The following is a 24871-nucleotide window of genomic DNA, read 5'->3' as shown; positions in this document are numbered from 1 at the left end:
CAGTCAATTTCGTACCAGCCCTGGACGTTGGGGCCTTCATGACGCTATACATCGGATGACCAGAACAGAGGTCCGATGTTATTCCCCTGGGGGCGCACATGAGTCAGACCGTCACGGATTTCGAGGTCCACGACATCCGTTTTCCGACCTCGGAACAACTGGACGGCTCGGACGCCATGAACCCCGATCCCGACTATTCGGCCGCCTACGTCGTACTGCGTACCGAACCCCTGCACGACGGCGCGGTCTTCGAGGGACATGGCTTCTGCTTCACCATCGGGCGCGGCAACGAGGTGATGGCCGCCGCCATCGAGGCGCTGCGGCCGTACGTGGTCGGGCGTCCGGCGCCGCGCACCGCGGCCGATCTCGCGGCACTGCACCGCGAGCTCACCCACGACTCCCAACTGCGCTGGCTCGGCCCCGAGAAGGGCGTGATGCACATGGCGGCCGGCGCGGTCGTCAACGCGGCCTGGGATCTGGCGGCGAAGCGGGCGGGCCGGCCCGTCTGGCAGTTCCTGGCCGAGATGACGCCCGAGGAGCTCGTCTCCCTCGTCGACTTCCGCTACCTCACCGACGCGCTCACCCCCGATGAGGCCCTCGCGATCCTGCGCGCCGCCGAACCGGGCCGGGCCGAGCGCGCCGAGCGGCTGCGCGCCGAGGGCTACCCGGCGTACACCACCTCGCCCGGCTGGCTGGGATACACCGACGAGAAGCTGGTCAGGCTGGCGAAGGAGGCCGTCGCCGACGGCTTCACCCAGATCAAGCTGAAGGTCGGCGGCGATCTCGGCGACGACGTCCGCAGACTCGCCCTGGCCCGCGAGGCCGTCGGGCCCGACGTCCGGATCGCGGTCGACGCCAACCAGCGCTGGGACGTCGCCGACGCGGTGGAGTGGATGACCGCGCTCGCGCCCTACGAGCCGCACTGGATCGAGGAGCCGACCAGCCCCGACGACGTCCTCGGCCATGCCGCCGTCCGCGCGGGGCAGCCGGTCAAGGTCGCCACCGGCGAACACGTGGCCAACCGCGTCGTGTTCAAGCAGCTGCTGCAGGCCGGGGCCGTCGACTTCGTCCAGATCGACGCGGCCCGTGTCGCCGGAGTCAACGAGAACCTCGCGATCCTGCTGCTCGCCGCCAAGTACGGCGTGCCGGTCTGCCCGCACGCGGGCGGTGTCGGGCTGTGCGAGCTGGTCCAGCACCTTTCGATGTTCGACTATGTGGCGGTCTCGGGCAGTTGGGAGAACCGTGTGATCGAGTACGTCGACCATCTCCACGAACACTTCGCCGACCCCACCGTGATCGAGTCCGGCCGTTACGCCGCCCCGAGCTCCCCGGGCTTCTCCGCCCGGATGCTCCCCGAGTCGATCGCCGCACACCGTTATCCGGAGGGCCCCGTATGGCAGGCCCGCCGCACCACCGAGGAGGCTGCCCGATGACCGGCACAAGCGACTTCGAGGGAATGAACGCCCTGGTGACGGGCGGTGCCTCCGGCATCGGCGCCGCCGTCGCGACCATGCTGCTGGCGCGTGGCGCGCGGGTGGCCGTGCTCGACCGGGAGACCGCGGGCGCCCCCGAAGGCGTGCTGGCCGTCAAGGCGGACGTCACCGACGACGACGCCGTGCGCGAGGCGGTCGACCGGGCCGCCGCCGAACTGGGCGGCCTGCACACGCTCGTGTCCAACGCCGGCATCGGTTCCATCGGCACGGTCGAGGACAACGCCGACGAGGAGTGGACCCGGGTCCTGGACATCAACGTCCTCGGCATGGTCCGCGCCGCCCGGCACGCCCTGCCCCATCTGCGGCGTGCGGCGGCCGAACGCCCCGGCGCGGTCTCGATCACCCAGACCTGCTCGATCGCCGCGACCGCCGGTCTGCCGCAGCGCGCCCTGTACAGCGCGAGCAAGGGCGCGGTCCTCTCGCTCACCCTCGCGATGGCCGCCGACCACGTCCGTGAGGGCGTCCGGGTCAACTGCGTCAACCCGGGCACGGCGGACACCCCGTGGATCGGCCGGCTGCTCGGCCAGGCCGACGACCCGGCCGCCGAGCGCGCGGCGCTCAACGCCCGCCAGCCGCTGGGACGGCTGGTCTCCGCCGACGAGGTGGCCGCCGCGATCGTCTATCTCGCCAGTCCCGCCGCCGCCTCGGTCACCGGCACGGCACTGGCCGTCGACGGCGGCATGCAGGGACTGCGCCTGCGCCCCGCCCAGAGCTGATCGGGGCCGCGCGGTCCCGGGCCTGTCCGGCCCTGATCCGCCGGACGGGCCCGAGCCGCACCATCGGGCCGCGCCCCCGCGCACCGCCGCTTTGCCCACAGAGCTCCGAGCCGGTACTCCACAAAGGACGGGACACCAATGAGAGTGCGTACGACGAGTGCGGCAGCCTGCGCCGTACTGCTGGCCGTCACTGCCCTCGCGGGCTGCAACCGCGAATCCACCGCTGACGGCGCGGGCGGCGGAAAGGTCGGGATCGACCTGCCGCGCAGCGACAGCGACTTCTGGAACTCGTACCAGAACTACGTGAAGAAGGGGGTCAAGGAGGGCGAGGTCAAGGCGCTGCCGCTGACCAACTCGCAGAACGACATCGGCAAGCTGGTCGCCAACGTCCAGACCTTCACCGACCAGGGTGCCAAGGCCGTCGTGATGGCGCCCCAGGACACCGGCGCGATAGCCGAGTCGCTCAACACGCTGAACGAGAAGAAGATCCCGGTCGTCAGCGTCGACACCCGCCCCGACAAGGGCAACATCTACATGGTGGTGCGGGCCGACAACAAGGCGTACGGGGCGAACGCCTGCAAGTACCTCGGCGAGCAGCTGAAGGGCAAGGGCAAGGTCGTCGAGTTCCAGGGCGACCTCTCCTCCATCAACGGCCGGGACCGGTCCGAGGCGTTCAAGGCCTGCATGGACAAGGACTTCCCCGGCATCAAGGTCTTCGAGCTGGCCACCGACTGGAAGGGCGACGTCGCCTCCGCCAAGCTCCAGGCCACCCTGGCCGCCAACCCCGACATCAACGGCATCTACATGCAGGCCGGCGGTGTCTTCCTGCAGCCCACCCTCGCGCTCCTGGAGCAGAAGAAGCTGCTGAAGCCGGCCGGTACGCCGGGCCACATCACGATCATCTCCAACGACGGCATCCCGGAGGAGTTCGACGCCATCAAGGCCGGGAAGATCGACGCCACGATCTCCCAGCCCGCCGACCTGTACGCGAAGTACGCGCTGTACTACGCCAAGGCGGCGCTGGACGGGAAGACCTTCAAGGTGGGCCCGACCGACCACGACTCGAACATCATCAAGATCCCGAACGGCCTGGAGGACCAGCTTCCGGCGCCGCTGGTGACCAAGGACAACGTCGACGACCCGAAGCTGTGGGCCAACCAGCTGGAGAAGAAGAGCTAGCCATGGACCAGGCACCACCACCTGCCGTACAGGCGGAAGGCATCGTCAAACGCTTCGGGCCCACCGTGGCGCTCGACGGGGTCCGGCTCACCGTGCGGCCCGGTGAGTCCCACGCCCTCGTCGGCCGCAACGGTGCGGGCAAGTCGACGCTGGTCAGCGTCCTGACCGGGCTCCACAAGGCGGACGCGGGCGCGGTCACGTTCGGCGGGGAGCCCGCGCCCGCCTTCGGGGACACCACGGCCTGGCAGTCGAAGGTCGCCTGCGTCTACCAGAAGTCCATGGTCGTCCCCGATCTGACCGTCGCCGAGAACCTCTTCCTCAACCGATTCGACGACAACTCCCGCTGGATCAGCTGGGGGAGGCTGCGCAGGCGCGCGGAGCGGCTCCTCGCCGACTACGGGGTCCAGGTCGACCCCAGTACCCGGGCGCGCGATCTCGCCGTGGAGCAGCGGCAGTTCGTCGAGATCGCGCGGGCGCTGTCCTTCGGCGCCCGGCTGATCATCCTGGACGAGCCGACCGCCCAGCTCGATGCCCGCGGCATCGGGCGGCTCTTCGACAAGCTCAGGGAACTGCAGAGCCAGGGAGTGGCGTTCCTCTTCATCTCCCACCATCTGCAGGAGGTGTACGAACTGTGCACGGCGGTCACCGTCTACCGCGACGCCCGCCATGTACTGAGCGCCCCGGTCGCCGACATCGCCAAAGCGGAACTGGTGGCGGCGATGACCGGCGAGCAGTCCGCCGGCGCCACCGCCTGGCACGCCGGCGCCGCCGGCGCGGCGGCACGGGACGAGTCGGCCGCTCCCGTCCTGCGTACCGAAGGGCTCGCCCTGGAGGGGCAGTTCGAGCCACTGGACCTGGAGGTTCGTCCCGGTGAGGTGCTGGGCCTCGCCGGCTCCGCAGCCAGCGGCAACACCGCCCTGGGCGAGGCGCTGGCCGGCATGCGCAAGGCGGGCGGCGGCACGGTCACCGTGCACGGCAGGACCGTGCGCTCGGGCAGCGTGCCGCACGCGCTGGACGCCGGGATCGGCTACATCCCCGAGGACCGGCACGACCAGGGCCTCGTGCTGGACCGCAGCGTCGCCGAGAACGCCACCCTCACGGTCACCGACCAGCTCGGCCCCTGGGGGACCGTACTGCCCTCCCGCACCAGGGAGTTCGCACGGTCGATGATCGCCTCGCTGGACATCAAGACACAGGGGCCCGAGCAGCCCGTCTCCGGGCTCTCCGGCGGCAACCAGCAGAAGGTGGTGGTCGCCCGCGCGCTGGCCCGCAAGCCCAGCGTGCTGGTGGCGGTCCGCCCCACCGCGGGTGTGGACATCAAGTCCAAGGACTCGCTGCTCGGAGTCGTACGGCGGGTTGCCGACGAGGGCAACGCCGCAGTGATCATCTCGGACGAACTGGACGATCTGCGGGTCTGTGACCGGGTACTCGCCCTGTTCCACGGGCGCGTGGTCGCCACGTTCGCAAGCGGGTGGACCGACGGGGAACTCGTCGCCGCCATGGAAGGTGTGGGGGAAAGGGAATGACCGGCACGGTACGGCCCCCGGCGGCCGACGACATCGACGGAGGGCTGAAGGGCTCCCTGACGGGCGAGAGCCCGCTGGACCGGCTGAAGCTGATCCGGTGGAGCGACTTCTCCCTGGTACCGGTGATCCTGGTGCTGATGGTGATCGGGTTCATCGTCTCGCCGGTGTTCCTGACCTCCGAGAACCTGATCAGCGTCGTCCAGCAGTCCTCGGAGCTCAGCCTGCTGGTCCTGGGCCAGGCGCTGATCCTGATCTGCGGACGGATGGACCTGTCGCTGGAGTCGACGATCGGCATCGCACCGGTCGTCGCGATGTGGCTGGTCCTGCCCGCCGAGGGCGGCCGCTTCGCGGGCCTGGGCCTGCTGCCCACCTGGTCGGCGATCCCGCTCTGCCTCCTGGTGGGCCTCGCCATCGGGGCGGTCAACGGCTTCCTGATGCTGAAGCTGCGGGTCAACGGCTTCATCGCCACGCTCGGCATGCTCACCATGCTGCGCGGCCTCCACATCGGCATCACCGAGGGCAAGTCCATCACCGACGTCCCGGAGTCCTTCCGCTACCTCGGCAAGAGCGAGTGGCTCGGCGCACCGGCCGCCGTCTGGATCTGCCTGGCCCTGTTCGCCGTGGGCGGCGCCGCGCTGGCCTGGCTGCGTCACGGCCGCTCGCTGTACGCCATCGGCGGCAACCCGGAGGCCGCGCGCGCGGCGGGCATCCGGGTGGACCGGGTCACCTGGATCGTGCTCGCCATCGGCGGTCTGCTGGCGGCCTTCGCGGGCATTCTCTACACCGGCCACTACGGATCGGTCGCCGCGACCCAGGGCAACGGCTGGATCTTCCAGGTGTTCGCCGCGGCGGTGATCGGCGGCATCAGCCTCAAGGGCGGTCGCGGCACCCTGTTCGGCGCGCTGACCGGCGTACTGACACTCCAGCTGGTGGTCAATGTGATGACCCTCGGCGGTGTCCCGGCGCTCTGGAACCAGTTCCTCAACGGTGCGATCATCATTGTCGCCCTGGTCATCTCCCGCTTCGCGAGCGGCGAGAAGCAGGACTGAACGAGTCGGGTCCCTCGCCGGCGCGCGAGGCGCGCGGTCCGGGACGGAGCCCCGGCGACGGTGAAGGGGCGGGTGGGGAACATCCCCCTCCGCCCCTTCCCCATGACCGCGCTACAGCGTCGACCGCAGCCACTGCTCCACGCTCGCCACATGCACCGTCGCCCAGGCCCGCGCCGCCTCCGCGTCCCGGTCCCGCAGGGCCGAGACGATCGCCCGGTGCTCGTGGAGCGTGCGGCTGACCGCGTCCTCCTGCGTCAGACCTCGCCAGACCCGCGCCCGCGTCGTCGGCCCCGAGAGCCCGTCGAGCAGCGAGCAGAGCACCGAATTCCCGGACGACTGCACGATGCCGCGGTGGAACTCCAGATCGCAGGCGACCAGCTCCTCCACCGAGGGCTGCGCGCCGAGGGCGTCCAACTGGGAGCTGAGCACGTCCAGTTGGGCCTCGCTGATCCGGGTGGCAGCCATCGCCGTCGCGGCCGGTTCCAGGATCCGGCGGACCGCGAGGAATTCGAGCACCGTGTCATCGCGGTGGAAGTCCACCACGAAGCTCAGCGCCTCCAGCAGCAGCTGCGGATCGAGGCTGGTCACATACGTGCCGTCGCCCTGCCGCACATCGAGGATGCGGATCAGCGACAGGGCGCGCACCGCCTCCCGCAGGGAGTTGCGCGAGAGCCCCAGCTCCGCCGCGAGTTCGCTCTCCTTGGGGAGCCGGTCGCCGGGCCGTAGCGCGCCCGAGACGATCATTCCCTTGATCTTCTCGATCGCCTCGTCGGTGACAGCCATGACGGTCCTCCTGGATCCGGACTGGAATCAGACATCCGATGTCTCTCCTCATTATGCGGGTCGGGAGAGCCGGATGAGCCAGATCTGCCGCAGGTCGTCCCGGGCACGCGCCGCCCGGGCGGTCGTCGGGGCCGGCCGGTCAGTCCCAGAGCGCCGACGGCGCCTCACGCCGCACCACCGGAGCGATGTCCTCGGCGAACCGCTGCAGCGTCTCGATCTGCTCGGGGTGGCTCAGCCCGAAGCCGTCCACGGTGATCGACTGGAGGTCGTGCCCGTACACCTCGTGCCAGCCGAGGATCTTGTCGATGATCTGCTGCGGGCTGCCGATCAGCTGGGGCCCGTACGCGACGGCCTCCTCGATGGTCCGGAACGGGGTGTTGTAGCCGGCCCGGCCCTCCAGATGCGGCCGGAAGGACTGCGCCACCTTCGCCTCGTACAGCTCCTTGTAGCGCTCCACCGCCTGCTGCGAACCGTCGGCGATCAGCAGCCCGCCGGATCCCGCCGCCACATGCGCGCGGGCCGGATCGTGCCCGTACGCCTCGAAACGCTCCCGGTAGTGGTCGATCAGCCGCGCATACGCCGCACGGGGCTGGACGGCATTGGCGGTGAACAGCGGATCGCCGTGGAGCGCGGCCAGTTCGGGGGAGTCGAGGCTGGTCGCCGAGCCGTGCCAGATCCGCGGCGCCCCGGCGTACGGGCGGGGCAGGGTCGTCGTGTTCTTCAGCGCGGGCCGGAACTCGCCCTCCCAGTCGACTCCCTCCTCGGTCCAGAGCCTGCGCAGCAGCTCGTACTTCTCCTTCTGGAGGTCCCACTGCCGTTCCTCGTCGAGCCCGAAGAGGTCGAAGTGACCCGCCTCCGCGCCCTTTCCGACGACCAGTTCGATCCGGCCCCTGGACATCTGGTCGAGCGTCGCGAAGTCCTCGGCCACCCGCACCGGATCGAGGATCGCGACGACCGTGACACCGGTCAGGAGACGGATGACGGACGTACGGGCCGCCAGCGCGCCGAGCACCACGCTCGGGCTGGACGAGAGATACGGACCGGCGTGCCGCTCGCCGATCGAGTACGCGTCGAAGCCCAGCCGCTCCGCGACGACCCCGGTTTCGATCACCTCCGCGAACCGGTCGGCGGGGGAGGGGAGCCGATGGTCGAGCGGGTGCGGGGCGTGGCCGATGAGGGAGAGCACGGAAAACTTCATGGCTCAACTGTCCCCGTGCGGTATTGCACCCGTATGGCAGCCGTGTGGCGCGTGCACCGGACTGCGGGCCGCCGGACGTGCGGAGGGGGCGGCTCCAGCGTCGGAACCGCCCCGCCCGTATGTCCGGCCCCGTCAGTCCCGGTCGTCGAGCATGGAGTCGACACCGGCCCGGATCTCGTCCGTCGCCAGGCCCCGGATCGTCAGCGTCGTCCGGCGGCGCAGCACGTCGTCAGCCGTCTCGGCCCACTCGTGATCACGCGCGTAGGCGACCTGTGCCCAGATCTCCGGCGCGTCCGGGTGGATGCGCTCGGCCAGCGCCGGGTTCTCGTTCGCCAGCCGTGCGATGTCGAAGGAGAGCGAGCCGTAGTGCGTGGCGAGGTGCCGCGCCGTGTCGGCCGCCATCCGCGGGCCCGGCGCACCGCCGTCGATCAGCAGCCGGTGCGCCACCGCGTTCGGGTTGGCGATGCCGGGCAGCGGGAGTTTCTTCGGCAACTGGGAGATCGGCTCCATGTCGTCCGCCAGGGGGTGCCCGGGGAGCGCGGCCAGCTTGTTCATCACCGTACGGCCGATGTGGCGGAAGGTCGTCCACTTGCCGCCCGCGACCGACAGCATGCCGCCGCGTCCCTCCGTCACGACCGTCTCGCGCTTGGCCTTGGACGTGTCGCCGGGACCGCCCGGCAGCACCCGCAGGCCCGCGAAGGAGTAGGTGATCAGATCGCGCGACAGCTGCTGGTCCCTGACGGAGAAGGCGGCCTCGTCCAGGATCTGCGCGGTGTCCTTCTCGGTGACCGCGACGTCCGCCGGATCGCCCTCGTACTCCTCGTCCGTCGTGCCGAGCAGCAGCATGTCCTCCCAGGGCAGGGCGAACGTGATCCGGTACTTGTCGATCGGGGTGGCCAGCGCGGCCTTCCACGGGCTGGTGCGCTTCAGCACCAGGTGCGCGCCCTTGGACAGACGGATCGAGGGCGCCGCGTTCGGGTCCTCCATCCTGCGCAGGTGATCGACCCACGGACCGGTGGCGTTCAGCACGAGCCGGGCGTCGACGCCGAACTCCGTGCCGTCCGTGCGGTCCTCCAGATCGGCGCCCGTCACCCGGCCCTTGGTGAACCGCAGCCCGGTCACCGCCGCGTGGTTGAGGACGACCGCGCCCGCGTCGACCGCCGCGCGGACCGTCATCAGCGCCATCCGGGCATCGTTCATCTGATCGTCGCCGTAGACCGCGACGGCCTTCAGATTGTCCGTACGCAGCTCCGGCACGTCGCGCTGCGCCTTCGCCGGGCTGATCACGTGCCCGACCCCGTCACCGAACGCGGAGAGCGCCGAGTAGGCGAAGACACCCGCACCGAGCTTGGCCGCGCCGTGCGGTCCGCCCTTGTAGACCGGCAGGTAGAAGGTGAGCGGATTGGCCAGGTGGGGAGCCACCTGACGGGACACCGCACGGCGCTCGAAGTGGTTCTCCGCGACCAGCTTCACCGCACCGGTCTGCAGGTAGCGCAGACCGCCGTGGAGCAGCTTGGAGGAGGCGGAGGAGGTGGCGCCGGCGAAGTCGCCGGCGTCCACCAGGGCCACCCGCAGCCCGGACTGCGCGGCGTGCCAGGCGGTGGAGATGCCCAGGATGCCGCCACCGATCACCAGGAGGTCGTACGCCGCCTTGGACAGCTGCTCCCGAGTCTCGGCGCGGCTCGGAAGGGAGCCGGAGGCCGGGTGTGTCCCGAGTGCCGGGACGCTCTGCGGGGTGGTCATGGTGATTACTCCTCGTCTTCGAGCCAGCCCATGGTCCGTTCCACGGCCTTGAGCCAGCTCTTGTACTCGCGGTCGCGGGTGTCCGCGGCCATGCGGGGTGTCCACTCGGCGGCCCGGCGCCAGTTGGCGCGCAGCGCGTCGGTGTCCGGCCAGAAGCCGACGGCCAGACCGGCGGCGTAGGCGGCGCCGAGGCAGGTCGTCTCGGCGACCATGGGCCGCACCACGGGTGCGTCCAGGAAGTCGGCGAGCGTCTGCATCAGCAAGTTGTTGGAGGTCATGCCGCCGTCGACCTTGAGGGCGGCGAGCTCGACACCGGAGTCCTTCGTCATGGCGTCGGTGATCTCACGGGTCTGCCAGGCGGTGGCCTCCAGGACGGCGCGGGCGATGTGCGCCTTGGTGACGTACCTGGTCAGACCGGCGATGACGCCGCGGGCGTCGGAACGCCAGTAGGGGGCGAACAGACCGGAGAACGCGGGCACGAAGTACGCGCCGCCGTTGTCCTCGACCGAGGAGGCCAGCGTCTCGATCTCGGCCGCGGACTTGATCAGACCCATCTGGTCGCGCATCCACTGCACCAGCGAGCCGGTGACGGCGATGGAGCCCTCCAGGGCGTAGACCGGCGTCTGGTCGCCGATCCGGTACCCGACGGTCGTCAGCAGTCCGTTGTACGAGTTGACGGGCGTCTCACCGGTGTTCATGAGCATGAAGGTGCCGGTGCCGTACGTGGACTTGGCCTCGCCCTCGGAGAAGCAGGTCTGGCCGAAGAGAGCCGCCTGCTGGTCGCCGAGCGCGGAGGCGACCGGGACACCGGCCAGCACGCCGTCCTTGGCGGTGCCGTACACCTCGGCGGAGGAGCGGATCTCGGGCAGCACGGCCGCCGGGATCTCCATGGAGGCGAGGATCTTGTCGTCCCAGGCCAGGGAGTGCAGGTTCATCAGGAGGGTGCGGGAGGCGTTGGTGACATCGGTGACATGGACGCCGCCGTCGGTGCCGCCGGTCAGGTTCCAGATGACCCAGGAGTCCATGGTGCCGAAGAGGATGTCGCCGCGCTCGGCGCGCTCGCGCAGGCCCTCGACGTTGTCGAGCAGCCAGCGGACCTTGGGGCCCGCGAAGTACGAGGCGAGCGGCAGACCGGTCTCGCGGCGGAAGCGGTCCTGGCCCACGTTGCGGCCGAGCTCCTTGCAGAGCGCGTCGGTGCGGGTGTCCTGCCAGACCAGGGCGTTGTGGACGGGCTCACCGGTGTTCTTGTCCCACAGCAGCGTGGTCTCGCGCTGGTTGGTGATGCCGATCGCCTTCACGTCGGCGGCGGTGATGCCTGCCTTGACGATGGCGCCGGCGACGACCTCCTGGACGTTCTCCCAGATCTCGGTCGCGTTGTGTTCGACCCAGCCCGGCTTGGGGAAGATCTGTTCGTGCTCCTTCTGGTCGACGGAGACGATCCGGCCGTCCTTGTCGAAGACGATGCATCGGCTGGAGGTGGTGCCCTGGTCGATGGCCGCGATGAACGGGCCGGTGGTGTGTGCGTCGGTCACGGTGTGCTCCCGGAAGTCTGTGTGGTCTGGAGGGTCACGGCTCGGTGCGTCACGGCTCAGGCGAAGGCGACGTTGTAGAGCCCGCCCGCGATCGCGCCGCCGATGAGCGGTCCGACGACCGGGATCCAGGCGTAGCCCCAGTCGGAACCGCCCTTGTTCGGCAACGGCAGCAGCGCGTGCACGATACGCGGACCGAGGTCGCGAACCGGGTTGATCGCATAACCGGTCGGGCCGCCGAGCGAGAGACCGATACCGACGACGACGAGAGCGGTGACCATGGCGCCGAGCGTGCCGAGGCCGTTTCCGTCGTTGTTCAGGCCCTGGGTGAGGATCGCCAGGACCAGCACGACGGTGGCGATGACCTCGGTGGCGAGGTTCTGCACGGCGTTGCGGATCTCGGGGCCGGTGGAGAAGACGCCCAGGACCGGGCCCGCCTTCGGGGCGGAGGCCTGGTCGACCATGGCCTCTTCACCCGACTGGGCGCCCGTGATCTCCGGATCGGTGAGATGCGCCCGGAACTGCCCGTAGTACGTCAGCCAGACCAGCACCGCGCCGATCATCGCGCCGAGCAGCTGGGAGCCGAGGTACAGCGGTACGTCGCTCCACTTGGTGCCGCCCTCGATCGCGAGACCGATCGTGACCGCCGGGTTGAGATGCGCGCCGGAAACGCCACCGGCCAGATACGCGCCGGTCAGCACGGCGAAACCCCACCCGAAGGTGATGGCGAGCCAGCCGGCGTTCTGCGCCTTGGAGCGCTTGAGAGTGACGGCGGCACAGACACCACCGCCGAGCAGGATGAGTACGGCGGTACCTATGGTCTCGCCGATGAAGATGTCGGAGCTGGACACCCGCGACTCCTTTGTCCTTCGTCCAGGGAAGCCGAACCCCGGGTCCCTCCGGTGGTCCGCGCCCTCACGTGAGGGCGTTTTCCGGCCCTTGGCGCTGTCACACCCTAACGCGAATTTCCGTTAGCTGTTCGACAATGCCGACCGCTGAACGGCAGTGTTTCTCCCAGGTGAATCAGCCGTCAAGGGTTGTGTGGCCTATAACTCGATTAACTCGATCGTCACCGCCGACCGCGACGGTCAGAAGCGCCGGGCGCCCAGGTCCCTGGAGACGGCGCGGGCGCAGTCGCGCACCGCGGCGATCAGCTCCGGGCGCAGCTCCCCGTCCGCGCAGACCCGCTCCACCGCCCCGGTCACGGCAACCGCGCCGACCGGCATCCGCCGCCGGTCGTGGATCGGGGCGGCCACCGCGGCCACACCCTCCCAGGTCTCCTCCACGTCGGCCGCCCAGCCGCGCGCCCGGATCAGGTCGAGCATCGCCTCGAACTCCTCCGCGTCGGTGACGGTGTGCGGGGTGAAGGACTGCCGCTCGGCCTCCAGGGCCTCGGTGTGCGCCACCGGGTCGTACGCCGCGAGCACCTTGCCGAGGGCCGTGGAGTGCAGTGGCTGCATGGCCCCGACCTCCAGGACCTGCCGGCTGTCGTCGGGCCGGAAGACGTGGTGGACGATGAGCACGCCCTGCTGGTGCAGGACCCCGAGGTGGGCGCTCTCGCCGCTGGAGCGGGCCAGGTCGTCCGTCCAGACGAGCGCGCGGGCCCGCAGCTCGTGGACGTCCAGGTAGCTGTTGCCCAGCCGCAGCAGCTCGGCGCCCAGCTGGTAGCGGCCGGACGCCGCGTCCTGCTCGACGAAGCCCTCGTGCTGGAGCGTGCGCAGGATGCCGTGTGCGGTGCCCTTGGCCAGGCCCAGTGAGGAGGCGATGTCGGACAGTCCCAGCCGACGCTCGCCGCCTGCCAGCAGGCGCAGCATCGCCGCCGCCCGTTCCAGCGACTGGATGTTCTTGGCCATCGCGCCGTACTCCTCCACCTCGGTTCGACAATGCTGAACACTATCGGTCGATGCCGACCAATGCTCGATCGCAGAGGAAAACCGCGGGCACCACTCGATTCGGACATCCCCCCGCACAGCATGCCGTCCGTTCCGTGGGACGGAGTGACGGCCCCGGGCGCCGCCCGGCTAGGCTGGCCTGGTGCGCCTTCCACCGAAGCCGCAAAGCCGACAGCCGTCGCATCCCAGGGAGTACATCCATGGCCTCGTTGCCGACCTCTTCCGCCGACAGCCGGAACCGAGCCGAAGCCCTCCGCGAGGCCCTTGCCACCCGGGTGGTGGTGGCCGACGGTGCCATGGGCACCATGCTCCAGGCACAGGACCCCACCCTTGAGGACTTCCAGAACCTCGAAGGCTGCAACGAGATCCTGAACGTCACGCGCCCCGACATCGTGCGCTCCGTGCACGAGGAGTACTTCGCCGTCGGCGTGGACTGCGTCGAGACGAACACCTTCGGGGCCAACGCCTCCGCCCTGGGCGAGTACGACGTCGCCGAGCGGATCCACGAGCTCTCCGAGTCGGGCGCGCGCATCGCCCGCGAGGTCGCCGACGCGTTCACCGCGTCCACCGGACAGCAGCGCTGGGTGCTCGGCTCCATGGGCCCGGGTACGAAGCTGCCCACGCTGGGGCACGCTCCCTACACGATGCTGCGGGACGGCTTCCAGCAGAACGCCGAGGGTCTGATCGCCGGCGGCGCGGACGCGCTCATCATCGAGACGACGCAGGACCTGCTGCAGACCAAGGCCGCCGTGCTGGGCGCGCGGCGCGCCCTGGAGGCGATGGGCAGCGACCTCCTGGTGCTGTGCTCGCTGGCGTTCGAGACCACCGGAACCATGCTGCTCGGCTCCGAGATCGGGGCCGCGCTGACCGCGCTGGAACCGCTCGGCGTCGACATGATCGGTCTGAACTGCTCGACCGGCCCCGCCGAGATGAGCGAGCACCTGCGCTACCTCACGCGCCACTCCCGTATCCCGCTGCTCTGCATGCCCAATGCCGGACTGCCGGTGCTCACCAAGGACGGGGCGCACTTCCCGCTCGGTCCCGAGGGGCTCGCCGATGCCCAGGAGACGTTCGTCCAGGAGTACGGCCTCTCGCTGGTCGGCGGCTGCTGCGGTACGACCCCCGAGCATCTGCGGCAGCTCGTCGAGCGCGTCCGCGGCGCCGCGCTCACCCCTCGTGCGCCCCGTCCCGAGCCGGGCGCCGCCTCCCTGTACCAGACCGTCCCGTTCCGTCAGGACACCTCCTACCTGGCGATCGGCGAGCGCACGAACGCCAACGGATCGAAGAAGTTCCGCGAGGCGATGCTGGAGGCCCGCTGGGACGACTGCGTGGAGATGGCGCGCGACCAGATCCGCGAGGGCGCGCACATGCTCGACCTGTGCGTGGACTACGTCGGCCGCGACGGCGTCGCCGACATGGAGGAGCTGGCCGGACGTTTCGCCACCGCCTCCACCCTCCCGATCGTGCTGGACTCCACCGAGCTGCCGGTCCTGCGCGCCGGGCTGGAGAAGCTCGGTGGCCGGGCCGTCCTCAACTCCGTCAACTACGAGGACGGCGACGGACCCGAGTCGCGCTTCGCCAAGGTCACCGCGCTGGCCGTCGAGCACGGCGCCGCGCTGATCGCCCTGACCATCGACGAGGAGGGCCAGGCCCGTACCGTCGAGCACAAGGTCGCCGTCGCCGAGCGGCTGATCGAGGACCTGACCGGCAACTGGGGCATCCACGAGTCGGACATCCTCATCGACACCCTGACCTTCACGATCTGCACCGGCCAGGAGGAGTCCCGGGGCGACGGCATGGCCACCATCGGGGCCATCCGCGAGCTGAAGAAGCGCCACCCCGACGTCCAGACCACGCTCGGCCTGTCCAACATCTCCTTCGGCCTCAACCCGGCCGCCCGGGTCGTCCTGAACTCCGTCTTCCTCGACGAGTGCGTCAAGGCGGGCCTCGACTCCGCGATCGTGCACGCCTCCAAGATCCTGCCGATCGCGCGCCTCGACGAGGAGCAGGTGAAGGTCGCGCTCGACCTCATCCACGACCGCCGCGCCGAGGGCTACGACCCGCTCCAGAGGCTCATGGAGCTGTTCGAGGGCGTCAGTACGAAGTCGATGAAGGCCGGCAAGGCCGAGGAACTCCTCGCCCTGCCGCTCGACGAGCGCCTCCAGCGCCGCATCATCGACGGCGAGAAGAACGGCCTGGAGACCGACCTCGACGAGGCCCTGCAGACCCGCCCCGCCCTCGACATCGTCAACGACACCCTCCTGGAGGGCATGAAGGTCGTCGGCGAACTCTTCGGGTCCGGCCAGATGCAGCTGCCGTTCGTGCTCCAGTCCGCCGAGGTCATGAAGACCGCGGTGGCCCATCTGGAGCCGCACATGGAGAAGTCCGACGCCGAGGGCAAGGGCACCATCGTGCTGGCCACCGTCCGTGGCGACGTCCACGACATCGGCAAGAACCTCGTCGACATCATCCTGTCCAACAACGGCTTCAACGTGGTCAACCTCGGCATCAAGCAGCCCGTCTCCGCGATCCTGGACGCCGCCGAGGAGCACCGCGCCGATGTCATCGGCATGTCGGGTCTCCTGGTGAAATCCACCGTGATCATGAAGGAGAACCTGGAGGAGCTGAACCAGCGCAAGCTGGCCGCCGAATACCCGGTGATCCTCGGCGGCGCCGCGCTCACCCGCGCCTACGTCGAGCAGGACCTCCACGAGATCTACGAGGGCGAGGTCCGCTACGCCCGCGACGCGTTCGAGGGGCTGCGGCTGATGGACGCGCTGGTCGCGGTCAAGCGCGGGGTCCCGGGCGCGACCCTGCCCGAACTCAAGCAGCGCCGCGTGCCCAAGCGCGACACGGCGCTGCTGGAGGTCGACGAGCCCGAGGAGGGCGTCCGCTCCGACGTCGCCGTCGACAACCCGGTCCCCGAGCCCCCGTTCTGGGGCACCCGGGTCGTCAAGGGCATCCAGCTCAAGGAGTACGCGTCCTGGCTGGACGAGGGCGCGCTCTTCAAGGGCCAGTGGGGCCTCAAGCAGGCCCGCGCCGGTGACGGACCGACGTACGAGGAACTGGTCGAGACCGAGGGCCGCCCGCATCTGCGCGGCTGGCTCGACAAGCTCCACACCGAGAACCTGCTGGAAGCCGCCGTCGTCTACGGCTACTTCCCCTGCGTCTCCAAGGGCGACGATCTGATCCTGCTCCACGAGGACGGCTCCGAGCGCACCCGCTTCACCTTCCCGCGCCAGCGCCGCGGCCGACGCCTCTGCCTGGCGGACTTCTTCCGTCCCGAGGAGTCCGGGGAGACGGATGTGATCGGCCTCCAGGTCGTCACCGTCGGCTCGAAGATCGGCGGCGAGACCGCGAAGCTCTTCGAGGCCAACGCCTATCGCGACTACCTGGAGCTGCACGGTCTGTCCGTACAGCTGGCCGAGGCGCTGGCCGAGTACTGGCACGCCCGGGTCCGCTCCGAGCTGGGCTTCGGCGGCGAGGACCCGGCCGATGTCGAGGACATGTTCGCGCTGAAGTACCGCGGCGCGCGCTTCTCCCTCGGCTACGGCGCCTGCCCCGAGCTGGAGGACCGGGCGAAGATCGCCGAGCTGCTCGGGCCCGAGCGGATCGGGGTCCATCTCTCGGAGGAGTTCCAGCTCCACCCGGAGCAGTCCACCGACGCGATCGTCATCCACCACCCGGAGGCGAAGTACTTCAACGCGCGGTAAGGCCACGTTCAACGCGTGGTGGCATGCCAAGTCGTACACTTGTCGGTCCAGTGCAGGCCGGTCGTCCTTCCCACGGGAAAAGACGGCCGGCCTTCTCGTCCCTTACGGAAGGTGTGCCGGATGACCAGCACGGTTCCCGCATCCATGACCCGCACGGCCGAAGGCGCCGCGCTGCAGGCCGTCCTGCTCGACATGGACGGCACCCTCGTCGATACCGAGGGCTTCTGGTGGGACGCCGAGGTGGAGGTCTTCGCCGAACTCGGGCACCAGCTCGACGATGCCTGGCGGGATGTGGTGGTCGGCGGGCCGATGACCCGCAGTGCCGGCTACCTCATGGACGTCACCGGAGCGGACATCACCCTCGCCGAACTCACCGTGCTGCTCAACGACCGCTTCGAGGAGCGTATCGGCCGCGGTGTGCCGCTGATGCCCGGCGCGGCGCGACTGCTGGCCGAACTGGCCAGACACGAGATCCCCACCGCGCTGGTCTCCGCCTCGCACCGGCGGATCATCGACCGCGTGCTGGACTCGGTGGGCCACCACCACTTCTCGCTCACCGTCGCGGGCGACGAGGTCTCCCGTACCAAGCCGCACCCGGAGCCCTATCTCACCGCCGCGTCCGGCTTCGGGGCGGAACCCGAGCGCTGCGCGGTCATCGAGGACACGGCCACCGGCGTCGCGGCCGCGGAGGCCGCGGGCTGCCGGGTGGTCGCCGTCCCGTCCGTCGCGCCGATCGCCCCCGCGACCGGCCGGGTCATCGTACGGTCGTTGGAAGAAGTCGATCTCGCATTTCTCCGGGGCCTGGTCACGGGAATGCAGTGACCTGCGCACCGAGAGTGTTTCTGTGAATGAACCGAAAAGCTCTCGGCGTCGAATGGTGCGCTTTCTGTCGTACGTCAGTGCGTAGGCCGGACGCAGGGCAAGGGCGAAAAAGAGATTCGAGCGTGAGCTTTGTCACCCGAATCGCATCCGAGAGCTTTTCAAGATCCACCCGGGTGTCCGTTTCGTGGTGTCGAAGTGTCCCGATTGATGGGGACCTGTGCGAAACGGTCCCGGCGGAGGAAAACGGCTCGCCGCTATTTCTCATCACCGTCCGATTACACATCCGGACATCTCCGTCCGGCATTGCCGACGGCGCCCACTAATGTCGCTGTCTCAATGCCGGGATGAGGGAGAGCGTCCAAGATGAACCGCAAGACTCTGGTGCTGCCGGCCGTCGTCGGCCTGCTCGCGCCCGTACTCGCCGCCTGTGGCGCGTCGGGCGACGGGGGCGATGGCAGGGCCGCCATCGTTGTCGGCACCACGGACCAGTTCGTCGCCTCCAAGGACAGCCCCGCGCCGCTCGACCCCGCCATCGGCTACGAAGCGGGGGTGTGGAATGTGCTCCGGCAGACCGTGCAGACCCTGACGCATGTGCCGCGCGGTGGCGGCGAGCCGGTTCCCGAGGCGGCGGAGAGCTGCACCTTCACGGACACGCAGAACGAGAGCTACCGCTGCAAACTGCGCAGCGGACTGAGGTTCGCCGACGGCAGGGCCGTCACCGCCGATGACGTGAAGTACTCCATCGACCGCGTCATCCGTATCAACGCGGCAAACGGGCCCGTCGCCCTGCTCGCCAACATCGACACGGTCGAGACGCGGGGCGAGCGCGAGGTCATCTTCCATCTCCGCACTCCGGACGCGACGTTCCCGTACAAGCTCGCCACCCCGGTCGCCGGGATCGTGCCGCGGGGCAAGTACGCGGCGAAGTCCGCGCGCACCGGATTCCAGGTGGACGGATCCGGTCCGTACACCATGAAGCCGGAAATCGAGCACAACCAGGTCGTCAAGATCCTCTTCACCAGGAACCCCCACTACAAGGGGGATCTGAAGGTGCGGAACGAGAAGGTCGAGCTGGACGTCTTCCCCGACTCGACGGCCATGGGCAAGGCTCTTGACGACAAGAAGATCGACATGATGACCCGCACCATGTCGCCGGAGCAGTCCCAGCAGATGCTCGAAAAGCCCAGGGACGGCATCAAGCTCACGGAGATGCCCGGTTTCGCCATCCATTTCCTGGGCTTCAACACCAACGACCCGGCCGTGAAGAACAAGGCCGTCCGCCAGGCCATGGCCCAGGTCGTCGACCGCGGTGAGATCGCGAGCAAGGTGTACGGCACCACGGCCGAGCCGCTGTACTCGCTGATCCCGTCCGGCATCACCGCGCACGCCAACTCGTTCTACAACAAGTACAGCGAACCCAGCACCACGAAGGCTGCGGCGATCCTGAACGCCGCGGGCATCGACGTCCCCGTGAAGCTCACCCTCCACTACCCGACCGACCGTGCCGGCGCGGGCACCGCCGCCGAGTTCGAAACCCTGAAGAAGCAGTTCGACGACACCGGCCTGTTCGACGTCACCGTCCAGGGCACCGCCTGGGCGAAGTACCGCCCCGCGCAGGTGCGCGGCGACTACGCCGTGTACGGCATGGGCTGGTTCCCCGACTTCCCGGACCCCGACAACTACATGGCGCCGTTCCTCGACAAGAACAACTTCCTCAACTCGCCCTACCGGTCGGCGTCGGCCCAGAAGACGCTCATTCCGCAGTCCCGCCGCGAGACCGACCGCAGCGCCTCGACCAAGACCTTCGAGCGGCTCCAGGACATCGTCGCCGACGACGTCCCCGTACTGCCGATCTGGCAGGGCAAGCAGTACGTCGCGTCCCGCGAAGGCCTCACCGGTGTCGAATGGGCGGTCAACTCCTCCGCCGATCTCCAGCTCTGGGAGCTGGGCGACGGCACCGTCCGTACCCCGGATCACTTCCGGGGCCGCAGCTCGGGGCCGCTCACTGGGCGCCGGGGCGCACCAGGCCGCTCTCGTAGGCGTACACCGCCGCCTGCACCCGGTCGCGCAGACCGAGCTTGGTCAGCACATGGCCGACATGCGTCTTGACCGTCGTCTCACTGACGAACAGATCCGCGGCGATCTCCGCGTTCGACAGGCCGCGCGCCACCAGCTTCAGCACCTCGACCTCACGGTCCGTCAGCGTGTGCAGGGTGTCGGGCACCGACTCCTCGCCGGACGGCAGATGGTCCGCGTACTTGTCGAGCAGTCTGCGGGTGATGCTCGGCGCCAGCATCGCCTCACCCGCCGCGACCACACGGATCGCCTGCACCAGCTCATTGGCGGGAGCGTCCTTCAACAGGAAGCCGCTGGCGCCCGCGCGCAGCGCCTCCACCACGTACTCGTCGAGATCGAACGTGGTCAGCACCAGGACCTTCGCCGGACCGTCCCGGCCGGGACCGGTGATCTGACGCGTCGCCTCGACGCCGTCCATCCGCGGCATGCGGATGTCCATCAGCACCACATCGGGCTGCAGCGCCCGCACCTGGTCGAGAGCCTGGAGACCGTCACCGGCCTCGCCCACCACCGCGAGATCACCTTCCGCCTCCAGGATCATCCGGAAGCCGGTGCGCAGCAGTGGTTGGTCATCGACCAGTAGGACGCGGATAGCCACAAGGTCTCCTTCAAGGTCCTTCGGGGGCCACAGGCCGGCCGGCCTCAGCGCGGACCGGATCCATTCTGCCCTGCACGTCCTGCTCCGACTCCGCCGGGCGTACCGACAACGGATAGACCGGGGGAGTACCGCCGAATTCGGGACAGACCGCCTGGTGGTCGCACCAGCCGCAGAGCTTCGTCGGCCGGGGCCGCCACTCACCCGTCTCGGTCGCCAGCCGGATCGCGTCCCAGAGCGCCAGCAGCTTCCGCTCCACCCGCTCCAGGTCCGCCACGACCGGGTCGTACGTCAGGATGTCGCCGCTGCCGAGATAGACGAGCTGGAGACGGCGCGGCACCACGCCCTTCAGCCGCCAGATCACCAGGGCGTAGAACTTCATCTGGAAGAGCGCGCCCTCCGCGTACTCCGGGCGCGGTGCCTTCCCCGTCTTGTAGTCGACGATCCGGACCTCGCCCGTGGGCGCCACATCGATCCGGTCGATCACCCCGCGCAGCCGCAGCCCCGACTCCAGCTCTGTCTCGACGAACAGCTCGCGCTCGGCGGGCTCCAGCCGCGTCGGGTCCTCCAGCGAGAACCACCGCTCCACCAGGCTCTCCGCCTCCGAGAGCCAGCGCGCAAGACGCTCGCCCCCGGCATCCTCCGAGAACAGCTCGGACAGCTCCGGCTTCGACTCCAGCAGCCGGTCCCACTGGGCGGGGATCAGCGCCGTCGCCCGGCCGGTCGTGCGTTCCACCGCCGGATTGTCGAAGAGCCGCTCCAGCACCGCATGCACCAGCGTGCCCCGGGTAGCCGCTTCGCTGGGCTTCTCGCGCAGTTTGTCGATGACCCGGAAGCGGTACAGCAAAGGACACTGCATGAAATCACTGGCCCGCGACGGCGACAGGGACGTGGGCGGCTGAGCGGGCCGCGGCAGGGAGGTCATGTCGAAGACCCTACGGCCCGTCACTGACACTTGGCGGCATACCATCGACCACACACCCCTGAACACTGAACGACCGTGCCGCAGGGCACCGACCGAAGGGACCTCGTGGACGAGAGCGGCGACAGCGGGCGGCCGCAGCCCGGCGCAGGGGGAACGGCCCCCGGCGCCGGCCCGGACAAGGACGAACCGCGGCGCCCCGAAGAGCCCGGTGGCGGCCTCCTCATGGGCCGTCCCTTCGGTGTGCCCGTGTACGTCGCGCCCAGCTGGTTCATCGTCGCCGCACTGATCACCTGGGTCTTCGGCGGCCAGCTCGAACGGGTGCTGCCCGAGCTCGGCGCGGCGCGCTACCTGGTCTCCCTCTTCTTCGCGATCGCCTTCTACGCCTCCGTACTCGTCCACGAACTCGCCCACACGGTTGTCGCCCTGCACTACAAGCTGCCGGTGCGCCGCATCCAGCTCCAGTTCTTCGGCGGCGTCTCCGAGATCGAGAAGGAGTCCGAGACCCCCGGCCGCGAATTCCTGCTCGCCTTCGTCGGCCCCCTGCTCTCCCTGGTGCTCGCCGGCCTCTTCTACGTCGGGATGACGTTCGTCGAACCCGGCACCGTGCCCGGCGTCCTTCTCGCCGGACTGATGATCTCCAACCTCCTGGTGGCCGCGTTCAACCTCCTCCCCGGCCTGCCCCTGGACGGCGGACGCATGCTCCGCGCCGTCGTCTGGAAGATCACCGGCCGCCCGATGAGCGGCACCGTCGCGGCCGCGTGGGTCGGCCGCGCCCTCGCCGTCGTCACCCTCATCGGCCTCCCGCTGCTCACCCGCACCGGTTCCTTCGGGAACAACCCCCGCGACCTCAGCGGCATGGACACCGTCACCGACGCGCTGCTCGCCGCCATCCTCGCCGCCATCATCTGGACCGGAGCGGGCAACAGCCTGCGCATGGCACGCCTGCGCGAGCACCTTCCCGAGCTGCGCGCCCGCACTCTCACCCGGCGCGCCGTTCCGGTGGAGGCCGACACCCCGCTCTCCGAGGCCCTGCGCCGCGCCAACGAAGCGGGCGCCCGCGCCCTCGTCGTCGTCGACGGGCACGGCGAACCCAAGGGCGTCGTCCGGGAAACGGCCATCGTCTCCATCCCCGAACACCGCCGCCCCTGGGTCGCCGTCAGCGGCCTCGCCCAGGACCTCACCGAGGGCATGAAGATCTCCGCGGAGCTGGCCGGCGAAGCTCTGCTGGACCGGCTCAAGGCCAGCCCCGCCACCGAATACCTCGTCCTTGAGGAGACCGGCGAGATCTACGGCGTGCTGTCCACCGCCGACGTCGAGCGGGCGTTCGTCGCGGCCCTGGCCAGGCCCGCCGCCTGACCGCCCGGCATCGTCCGGGCTCGCGGTCGGAGCGCGCGGAATCACCGGTAGGCTGGTCACATGTCTGAACCGACCGGTGCCGCCCGCCGACGCGGGCCCTTCAAGGTCGGGGACCAGGTCCAGCTCACCGATCCCAAGGGACGCCACTCCACCTTCACGCTCGAAGCCGGGAAGAACTTCCACACCCACAAGGGTTCCTTCCCGCACGACGAGCTGATCGGTGCCCCCGAGGGCAGTGTTGTCCGAACCACGGGAAACGTCGCCTACCTCGCGCTGCGCCCCCTGCTCCCCGACTACGTCCTGTCCATGCCCCGCGGCGCCGCCGTGGTCTACCCCAAGGACGCGGGGCAGATCCTGGCCTTCGCCGACATCTTCCCCGGCGCCCGCGTCGTGGAGGCCGGCGTCGGTTCCGGCTCGCTCTCCACCTTCCTGCTGCGCGCCATCGGCGACCAGGGCATGCTGCACTCCTACGAGCGCCGCGAGGACTTCGCCGAGATCGCCCAGCAGAACGTGGAACGCTACTTCGGCGAACCCCACCCCGCCTGGCAGCTCACCGTCGGCGACCTCCAGGACAACCTCTCCGACACCGACGTCGACCGGGTCATCCTCGACATGCTCGCCCCCTGGGAGTGTCTGGAGGCCGTCTCCAAGGCGCTCGTGCCCGGTGGCATCCTGTGCGCGTACGTCGCGACCACCACCCAGCTCGCGCGGACCGTCGAGTCCCTCCGCGAGATCGGCTGCTTCGCCGAACCGCAGCCCTGGGAATCGATGATCCGCAACTGGCACGTCGAGGGCCTGGCCGTCCGCCCGGACCACCGCATGATCGGGCACACCGGCTTCCTCGTCACCGCCCGCCGCCTGGCCGACGGGGTCGAGCCCCCGCTGCGCCGGCGCCGTCCCGCCAAGGGTGCCTACGGCGAGGACTACGACGGTCCCGGCAGCCAGAGCGGCTCCTCCCGCGGCTGAGCCGCACAACGTACCGGCGCCGCCGCCGAGTTCCCGGACCGACCCGGGAACTCGGCGGCGGCGCCCTTCCGTTGCCCGTACGGGACGCATGTCCGGGCCGACCCCACCGTTCCCCTGTTCCACGCGGTGTGGCACGATGCTGGCCACCCCGCGCCACCGCGGACGTCCCACCGGCGGCATCGCCCAGCCAGATCGTCGAACCACAGGAACCACAGGAGACATCCCGCGTGCAGACCTCCGAGCTCCCGGACCTCGCGCACACCGACACCAAGCCGCTGCACTGGCTCGCCACCGCGACCGCCATGGCCGCCGTCGTCGCAGCCGCCGGCCTGCTCCAGCCGGATCCCGCAGCCTCCGCCTCGACCCCGCGTCGCACCACCGCGCAGCACGGCACCGCGCCCGTCGCCGCGCCCGATCCGGAGCGGGCGACCTACCCCCTGGAGTGCGGGGGCCTGGGGAACACCGTGGCCAAACAGCAGCCCGGCGACCTGGACGGCGACGGCCGGCCCGAGACGGTCGCCGTGGTCCGCTGCGCGGCCGGATCCGGCACCCCGCCCAGCGGCGTCTACGTCCTCACACGGGGAAGTGGGGCCACACCCCGGGTCGTGGCGACCCTGGTGGACCCCGCCGAGGAGCTGAGCGTCGGCGACTTCGCGGTGCGTGACGGGATCATCTCCGCCACCCTGCTCGGCTACTCCTCGGCCGATGTGCCGCGGTGCTGTCCCGACCAGGAGGAGAAGGTCACCTGGCAGTGGCGGGGCGGCGCCTTCGTCCGCGCCACCCGGCCCGCCGCGAGCAGTGCCTGAGCGGCCACAGGGCGTGCTCCGCCGCCCGGAGCCGGATCACGCGGCCTCGGGACCGTACACCTCGACCCTGTCCGAAACGCGACGTACATGGATGCAGTCGCCCGGGCACTCCTTGGCCGAGTCGACCACATCCTGGAGGAGCGGCAGCGGCACCGGTGTCGTCGCGCCCTTGTCCTGCAACAGCTCGTCGTCAGCGCTCTTCACATACGCCAGACCGTCGATGTCCAGCTCGAACACCTCGGGCGCGTACTGCACGCAGATACCGTCTCCCGTACAGAGGTCCTGATCGATCCAGACCTCCAGGTCCTGCGTGTCGCTGCCGGTGGGAGCGTCCTGCTGCACGGTCATTTGTCCTGCCGTTCCCTGCGTATCCGAACCAAAAGAAGCCAGCCCTGACGGGTGTTGACCGGTTCGACGATACAACCGGCCGCTTTCCGATGTTGAAGGGTGGGTATTCCCCTGACACGAGGGGGAACGCAAGGGTGAAGATCGGACACGCCCCGC

The 24871-nt window shown here is 69.7% G+C and carries 20 protein-coding genes; 11 read left to right on the top strand and 9 right to left on the bottom strand.

Annotated features, from left to right (window positions below):
- The first annotated feature begins 98 nt into the window (after positions 1-98).
- The 5 genes from ACZ68L_RS05495 (at position 99) to ACZ68L_RS05475 (ending at position 5963) form a co-directional block, all read left to right on the top strand.
- Complete coding sequence (locus ACZ68L_RS05495; protein WP_469574349.1) at positions 99-1433, top strand: L-fuconate dehydratase; 1335 nt, start codon at positions 99-101, stop codon at positions 1431-1433.
- Positions 1430-2209: an SDR family NAD(P)-dependent oxidoreductase gene (locus ACZ68L_RS05490; protein WP_469574347.1), complete on the top strand. Its 780-nt coding sequence runs from the start codon at positions 1430-1432 to the stop codon at positions 2207-2209. Before ACZ68L_RS05495 ends, ACZ68L_RS05490 begins: the two co-directional genes overlap by 4 nt.
- Positions 2210-2347: 138 nt before the next feature.
- Positions 2348-3388, top strand: a complete 1041-nt coding sequence (locus tag ACZ68L_RS05485) for a sugar ABC transporter substrate-binding protein (protein ID WP_469574346.1) — start codon at positions 2348-2350, stop codon at positions 3386-3388.
- A 2-nt stretch (positions 3389-3390) separates the two neighbouring features.
- Positions 3391-4914, top strand: a complete 1524-nt coding sequence (locus ACZ68L_RS05480) for a sugar ABC transporter ATP-binding protein (RefSeq protein WP_469574345.1) — start codon at positions 3391-3393, stop codon at positions 4912-4914.
- A complete protein-coding gene (locus ACZ68L_RS05475) occupies positions 4911-5963 on the top strand; it encodes an ABC transporter permease (RefSeq protein WP_351084180.1) in 1053 nt (350 codons plus the stop codon). Before ACZ68L_RS05480 ends, ACZ68L_RS05475 begins: the two co-directional genes overlap by 4 nt.
- Positions 5964-6074: 111 nt before the next feature.
- Here the strand turns inward: ACZ68L_RS05475 and ACZ68L_RS05470 are convergent, their stop codons facing one another.
- The 6 genes from ACZ68L_RS05470 to ACZ68L_RS05445 form a co-directional block, all read right to left on the bottom strand.
- Positions 6075-6746 (bottom strand): FadR/GntR family transcriptional regulator, encoded by a 672-nt coding sequence (locus ACZ68L_RS05470; protein WP_037700470.1) that lies wholly within the window; start codon positions 6744-6746, stop codon positions 6075-6077.
- Positions 6747-6885: 139 nt separating this feature from the next.
- Entirely contained in the window at positions 6886-7944 is a 1059-nt protein-coding gene (locus ACZ68L_RS05465) for an LLM class flavin-dependent oxidoreductase (RefSeq protein ID WP_469574343.1), read from the bottom strand.
- 132 nt (positions 7945-8076) lie between these two features.
- Positions 8077-9687, bottom strand: a complete 1611-nt coding sequence (locus ACZ68L_RS05460; RefSeq protein WP_469574342.1) for a glycerol-3-phosphate dehydrogenase/oxidase — start codon at positions 9685-9687, stop codon at positions 8077-8079.
- Between the two features lie 5 nt (positions 9688-9692).
- Positions 9693-11219 (bottom strand): glycerol kinase GlpK, encoded by a 1527-nt coding sequence (gene glpK, locus ACZ68L_RS05455; RefSeq protein ID WP_469574341.1) that lies wholly within the window; start codon positions 11217-11219, stop codon positions 9693-9695.
- A gap of 56 nt (positions 11220-11275) precedes the next feature.
- On the bottom strand, positions 11276-12067 hold the full coding sequence (locus ACZ68L_RS05450; RefSeq protein WP_469574339.1) for an MIP/aquaporin family protein: 792 nt from the start codon (positions 12065-12067) through the stop codon (positions 11276-11278).
- A gap of 237 nt (positions 12068-12304) precedes the next feature.
- Positions 12305-13069 (bottom strand): IclR family transcriptional regulator, encoded by a 765-nt coding sequence (locus ACZ68L_RS05445; RefSeq protein WP_469574338.1) that lies wholly within the window; start codon positions 13067-13069, stop codon positions 12305-12307.
- 239 nt (positions 13070-13308) lie between these two features.
- On the opposite strand from ACZ68L_RS05445, the gene metH reads away from it, so the two are divergent.
- The 3 genes from metH to ACZ68L_RS05430 all read left to right on the top strand — a co-directional run bounded on the left by metH (position 13309) and on the right by ACZ68L_RS05430 (position 19752).
- A complete protein-coding gene (metH, locus tag ACZ68L_RS05440) occupies positions 13309-16821 on the top strand; it encodes a methionine synthase (RefSeq protein ID WP_469574336.1) in 3513 nt (1170 codons plus the stop codon).
- 120 nt (positions 16822-16941) lie between these two features.
- A complete protein-coding gene (locus ACZ68L_RS05435) occupies positions 16942-17643 on the top strand; it encodes an HAD family hydrolase (protein ID WP_469574335.1) in 702 nt (233 codons plus the stop codon).
- A 363-nt stretch (positions 17644-18006) separates the two neighbouring features.
- The gene (locus ACZ68L_RS05430; RefSeq protein WP_469574333.1) at positions 18007-19752 is read left to right on the top strand and encodes an ABC transporter substrate-binding protein; all 1746 of its coding nucleotides are present in this window, start codon (positions 18007-18009) and stop codon (positions 19750-19752) included.
- On the opposite strand, the gene ACZ68L_RS05425 is transcribed toward ACZ68L_RS05430, so the two are convergent.
- The gene (locus tag ACZ68L_RS05425) at positions 19646-20317 is read right to left on the bottom strand and encodes a response regulator (protein ID WP_072484397.1); all 672 of its coding nucleotides are present in this window, start codon (positions 20315-20317) and stop codon (positions 19646-19648) included. The genes ACZ68L_RS05430 and ACZ68L_RS05425 overlap by 107 nt on opposite strands.
- Before the next feature lie 10 nt (positions 20318-20327).
- Entirely contained in the window at positions 20328-21173 is an 846-nt protein-coding gene (locus ACZ68L_RS05420) for a RecB family exonuclease (RefSeq protein ID WP_469574573.1), read from the bottom strand.
- A gap of 171 nt (positions 21174-21344) precedes the next feature.
- On the opposite strand from ACZ68L_RS05420, the gene ACZ68L_RS05415 reads away from it, so the two are divergent.
- The 3 genes from ACZ68L_RS05415 to ACZ68L_RS05405 all read left to right on the top strand — a co-directional run bounded on the left by ACZ68L_RS05415 (position 21345) and on the right by ACZ68L_RS05405 (position 24367).
- Positions 21345-22595, top strand: coding sequence for a site-2 protease family protein (locus ACZ68L_RS05415; RefSeq protein ID WP_469574572.1), 1251 nt, complete (start codon positions 21345-21347; stop codon positions 22593-22595).
- A 60-nt stretch (positions 22596-22655) separates the two neighbouring features.
- On the top strand, positions 22656-23561 hold the full coding sequence (locus ACZ68L_RS05410; protein ID WP_469574332.1) for a tRNA (adenine-N1)-methyltransferase: 906 nt from the start codon (positions 22656-22658) through the stop codon (positions 23559-23561).
- Positions 23562-23788: 227 nt separating this feature from the next.
- Positions 23789-24367: a hypothetical protein gene (locus tag ACZ68L_RS05405; RefSeq protein WP_469574331.1), complete on the top strand. Its 579-nt coding sequence runs from the start codon at positions 23789-23791 to the stop codon at positions 24365-24367.
- A gap of 36 nt (positions 24368-24403) precedes the next feature.
- On the opposite strand, the gene ACZ68L_RS05400 is transcribed toward ACZ68L_RS05405, so the two are convergent.
- Entirely contained in the window at positions 24404-24715 is a 312-nt protein-coding gene (locus tag ACZ68L_RS05400) for a ferredoxin (protein ID WP_361444358.1), read from the bottom strand.
- Between the last annotated feature and the right edge of the window lie 156 nt (positions 24716-24871).

This window comes from Streptomyces sp. NPDC104309, from assembly GCF_055584025.1.
This window is presented reverse-complemented; position numbering and strand designations above follow the sequence as displayed.

Excerpts from the sequence above, each read along its gene's own strand:
- metH (WP_469574336.1), top strand. The coding sequence starts at position 13,309 with ATGGCCTCGTTGCCGACCTCTTCCGCCGACAGCCGGAACCGAGCCGAA.
- ACZ68L_RS05480 (WP_469574345.1), top strand. The coding sequence starts at position 3,391 with ATGGACCAGGCACCACCACCTGCCGTACAGGCGGAAGGCATCGTCAAA.
- ACZ68L_RS05460 (WP_469574342.1), bottom strand. The coding sequence starts at position 9,687 with ATGACCACCCCGCAGAGCGTCCCGGCACTCGGGACACACCCGGCCTCC.
- ACZ68L_RS05445 (WP_469574338.1), bottom strand. The coding sequence starts at position 13,069 with ATGGCCAAGAACATCCAGTCGCTGGAACGGGCGGCGGCGATGCTGCGC.
- ACZ68L_RS05495 (WP_469574349.1), top strand. The coding sequence starts at position 99 with ATGAGTCAGACCGTCACGGATTTCGAGGTCCACGACATCCGTTTTCCG.
- ACZ68L_RS05465 (WP_469574343.1), bottom strand. The coding sequence starts at position 7,944 with ATGAAGTTTTCCGTGCTCTCCCTCATCGGCCACGCCCCGCACCCGCTC.
- ACZ68L_RS05410 (WP_469574332.1), top strand. The coding sequence starts at position 22,656 with ATGTCTGAACCGACCGGTGCCGCCCGCCGACGCGGGCCCTTCAAGGTC.
- ACZ68L_RS05485 (WP_469574346.1), top strand. The coding sequence starts at position 2,348 with ATGAGAGTGCGTACGACGAGTGCGGCAGCCTGCGCCGTACTGCTGGCC.
- ACZ68L_RS05470 (WP_037700470.1), bottom strand. The coding sequence starts at position 6,746 with ATGGCTGTCACCGACGAGGCGATCGAGAAGATCAAGGGAATGATCGTC.
- ACZ68L_RS05430 (WP_469574333.1), top strand. The coding sequence starts at position 18,007 with ATGAACCGCAAGACTCTGGTGCTGCCGGCCGTCGTCGGCCTGCTCGCG.
- ACZ68L_RS05435 (WP_469574335.1), top strand. The coding sequence starts at position 16,942 with ATGACCAGCACGGTTCCCGCATCCATGACCCGCACGGCCGAAGGCGCC.
- ACZ68L_RS05490 (WP_469574347.1), top strand. The coding sequence starts at position 1,430 with ATGACCGGCACAAGCGACTTCGAGGGAATGAACGCCCTGGTGACGGGC.
- ACZ68L_RS05400 (WP_361444358.1), bottom strand. The coding sequence starts at position 24,715 with ATGACCGTGCAGCAGGACGCTCCCACCGGCAGCGACACGCAGGACCTG.
- ACZ68L_RS05420 (WP_469574573.1), bottom strand. The coding sequence starts at position 21,173 with ATGCAGTGTCCTTTGCTGTACCGCTTCCGGGTCATCGACAAACTGCGC.
- ACZ68L_RS05475 (WP_351084180.1), top strand. The coding sequence starts at position 4,911 with ATGACCGGCACGGTACGGCCCCCGGCGGCCGACGACATCGACGGAGGG.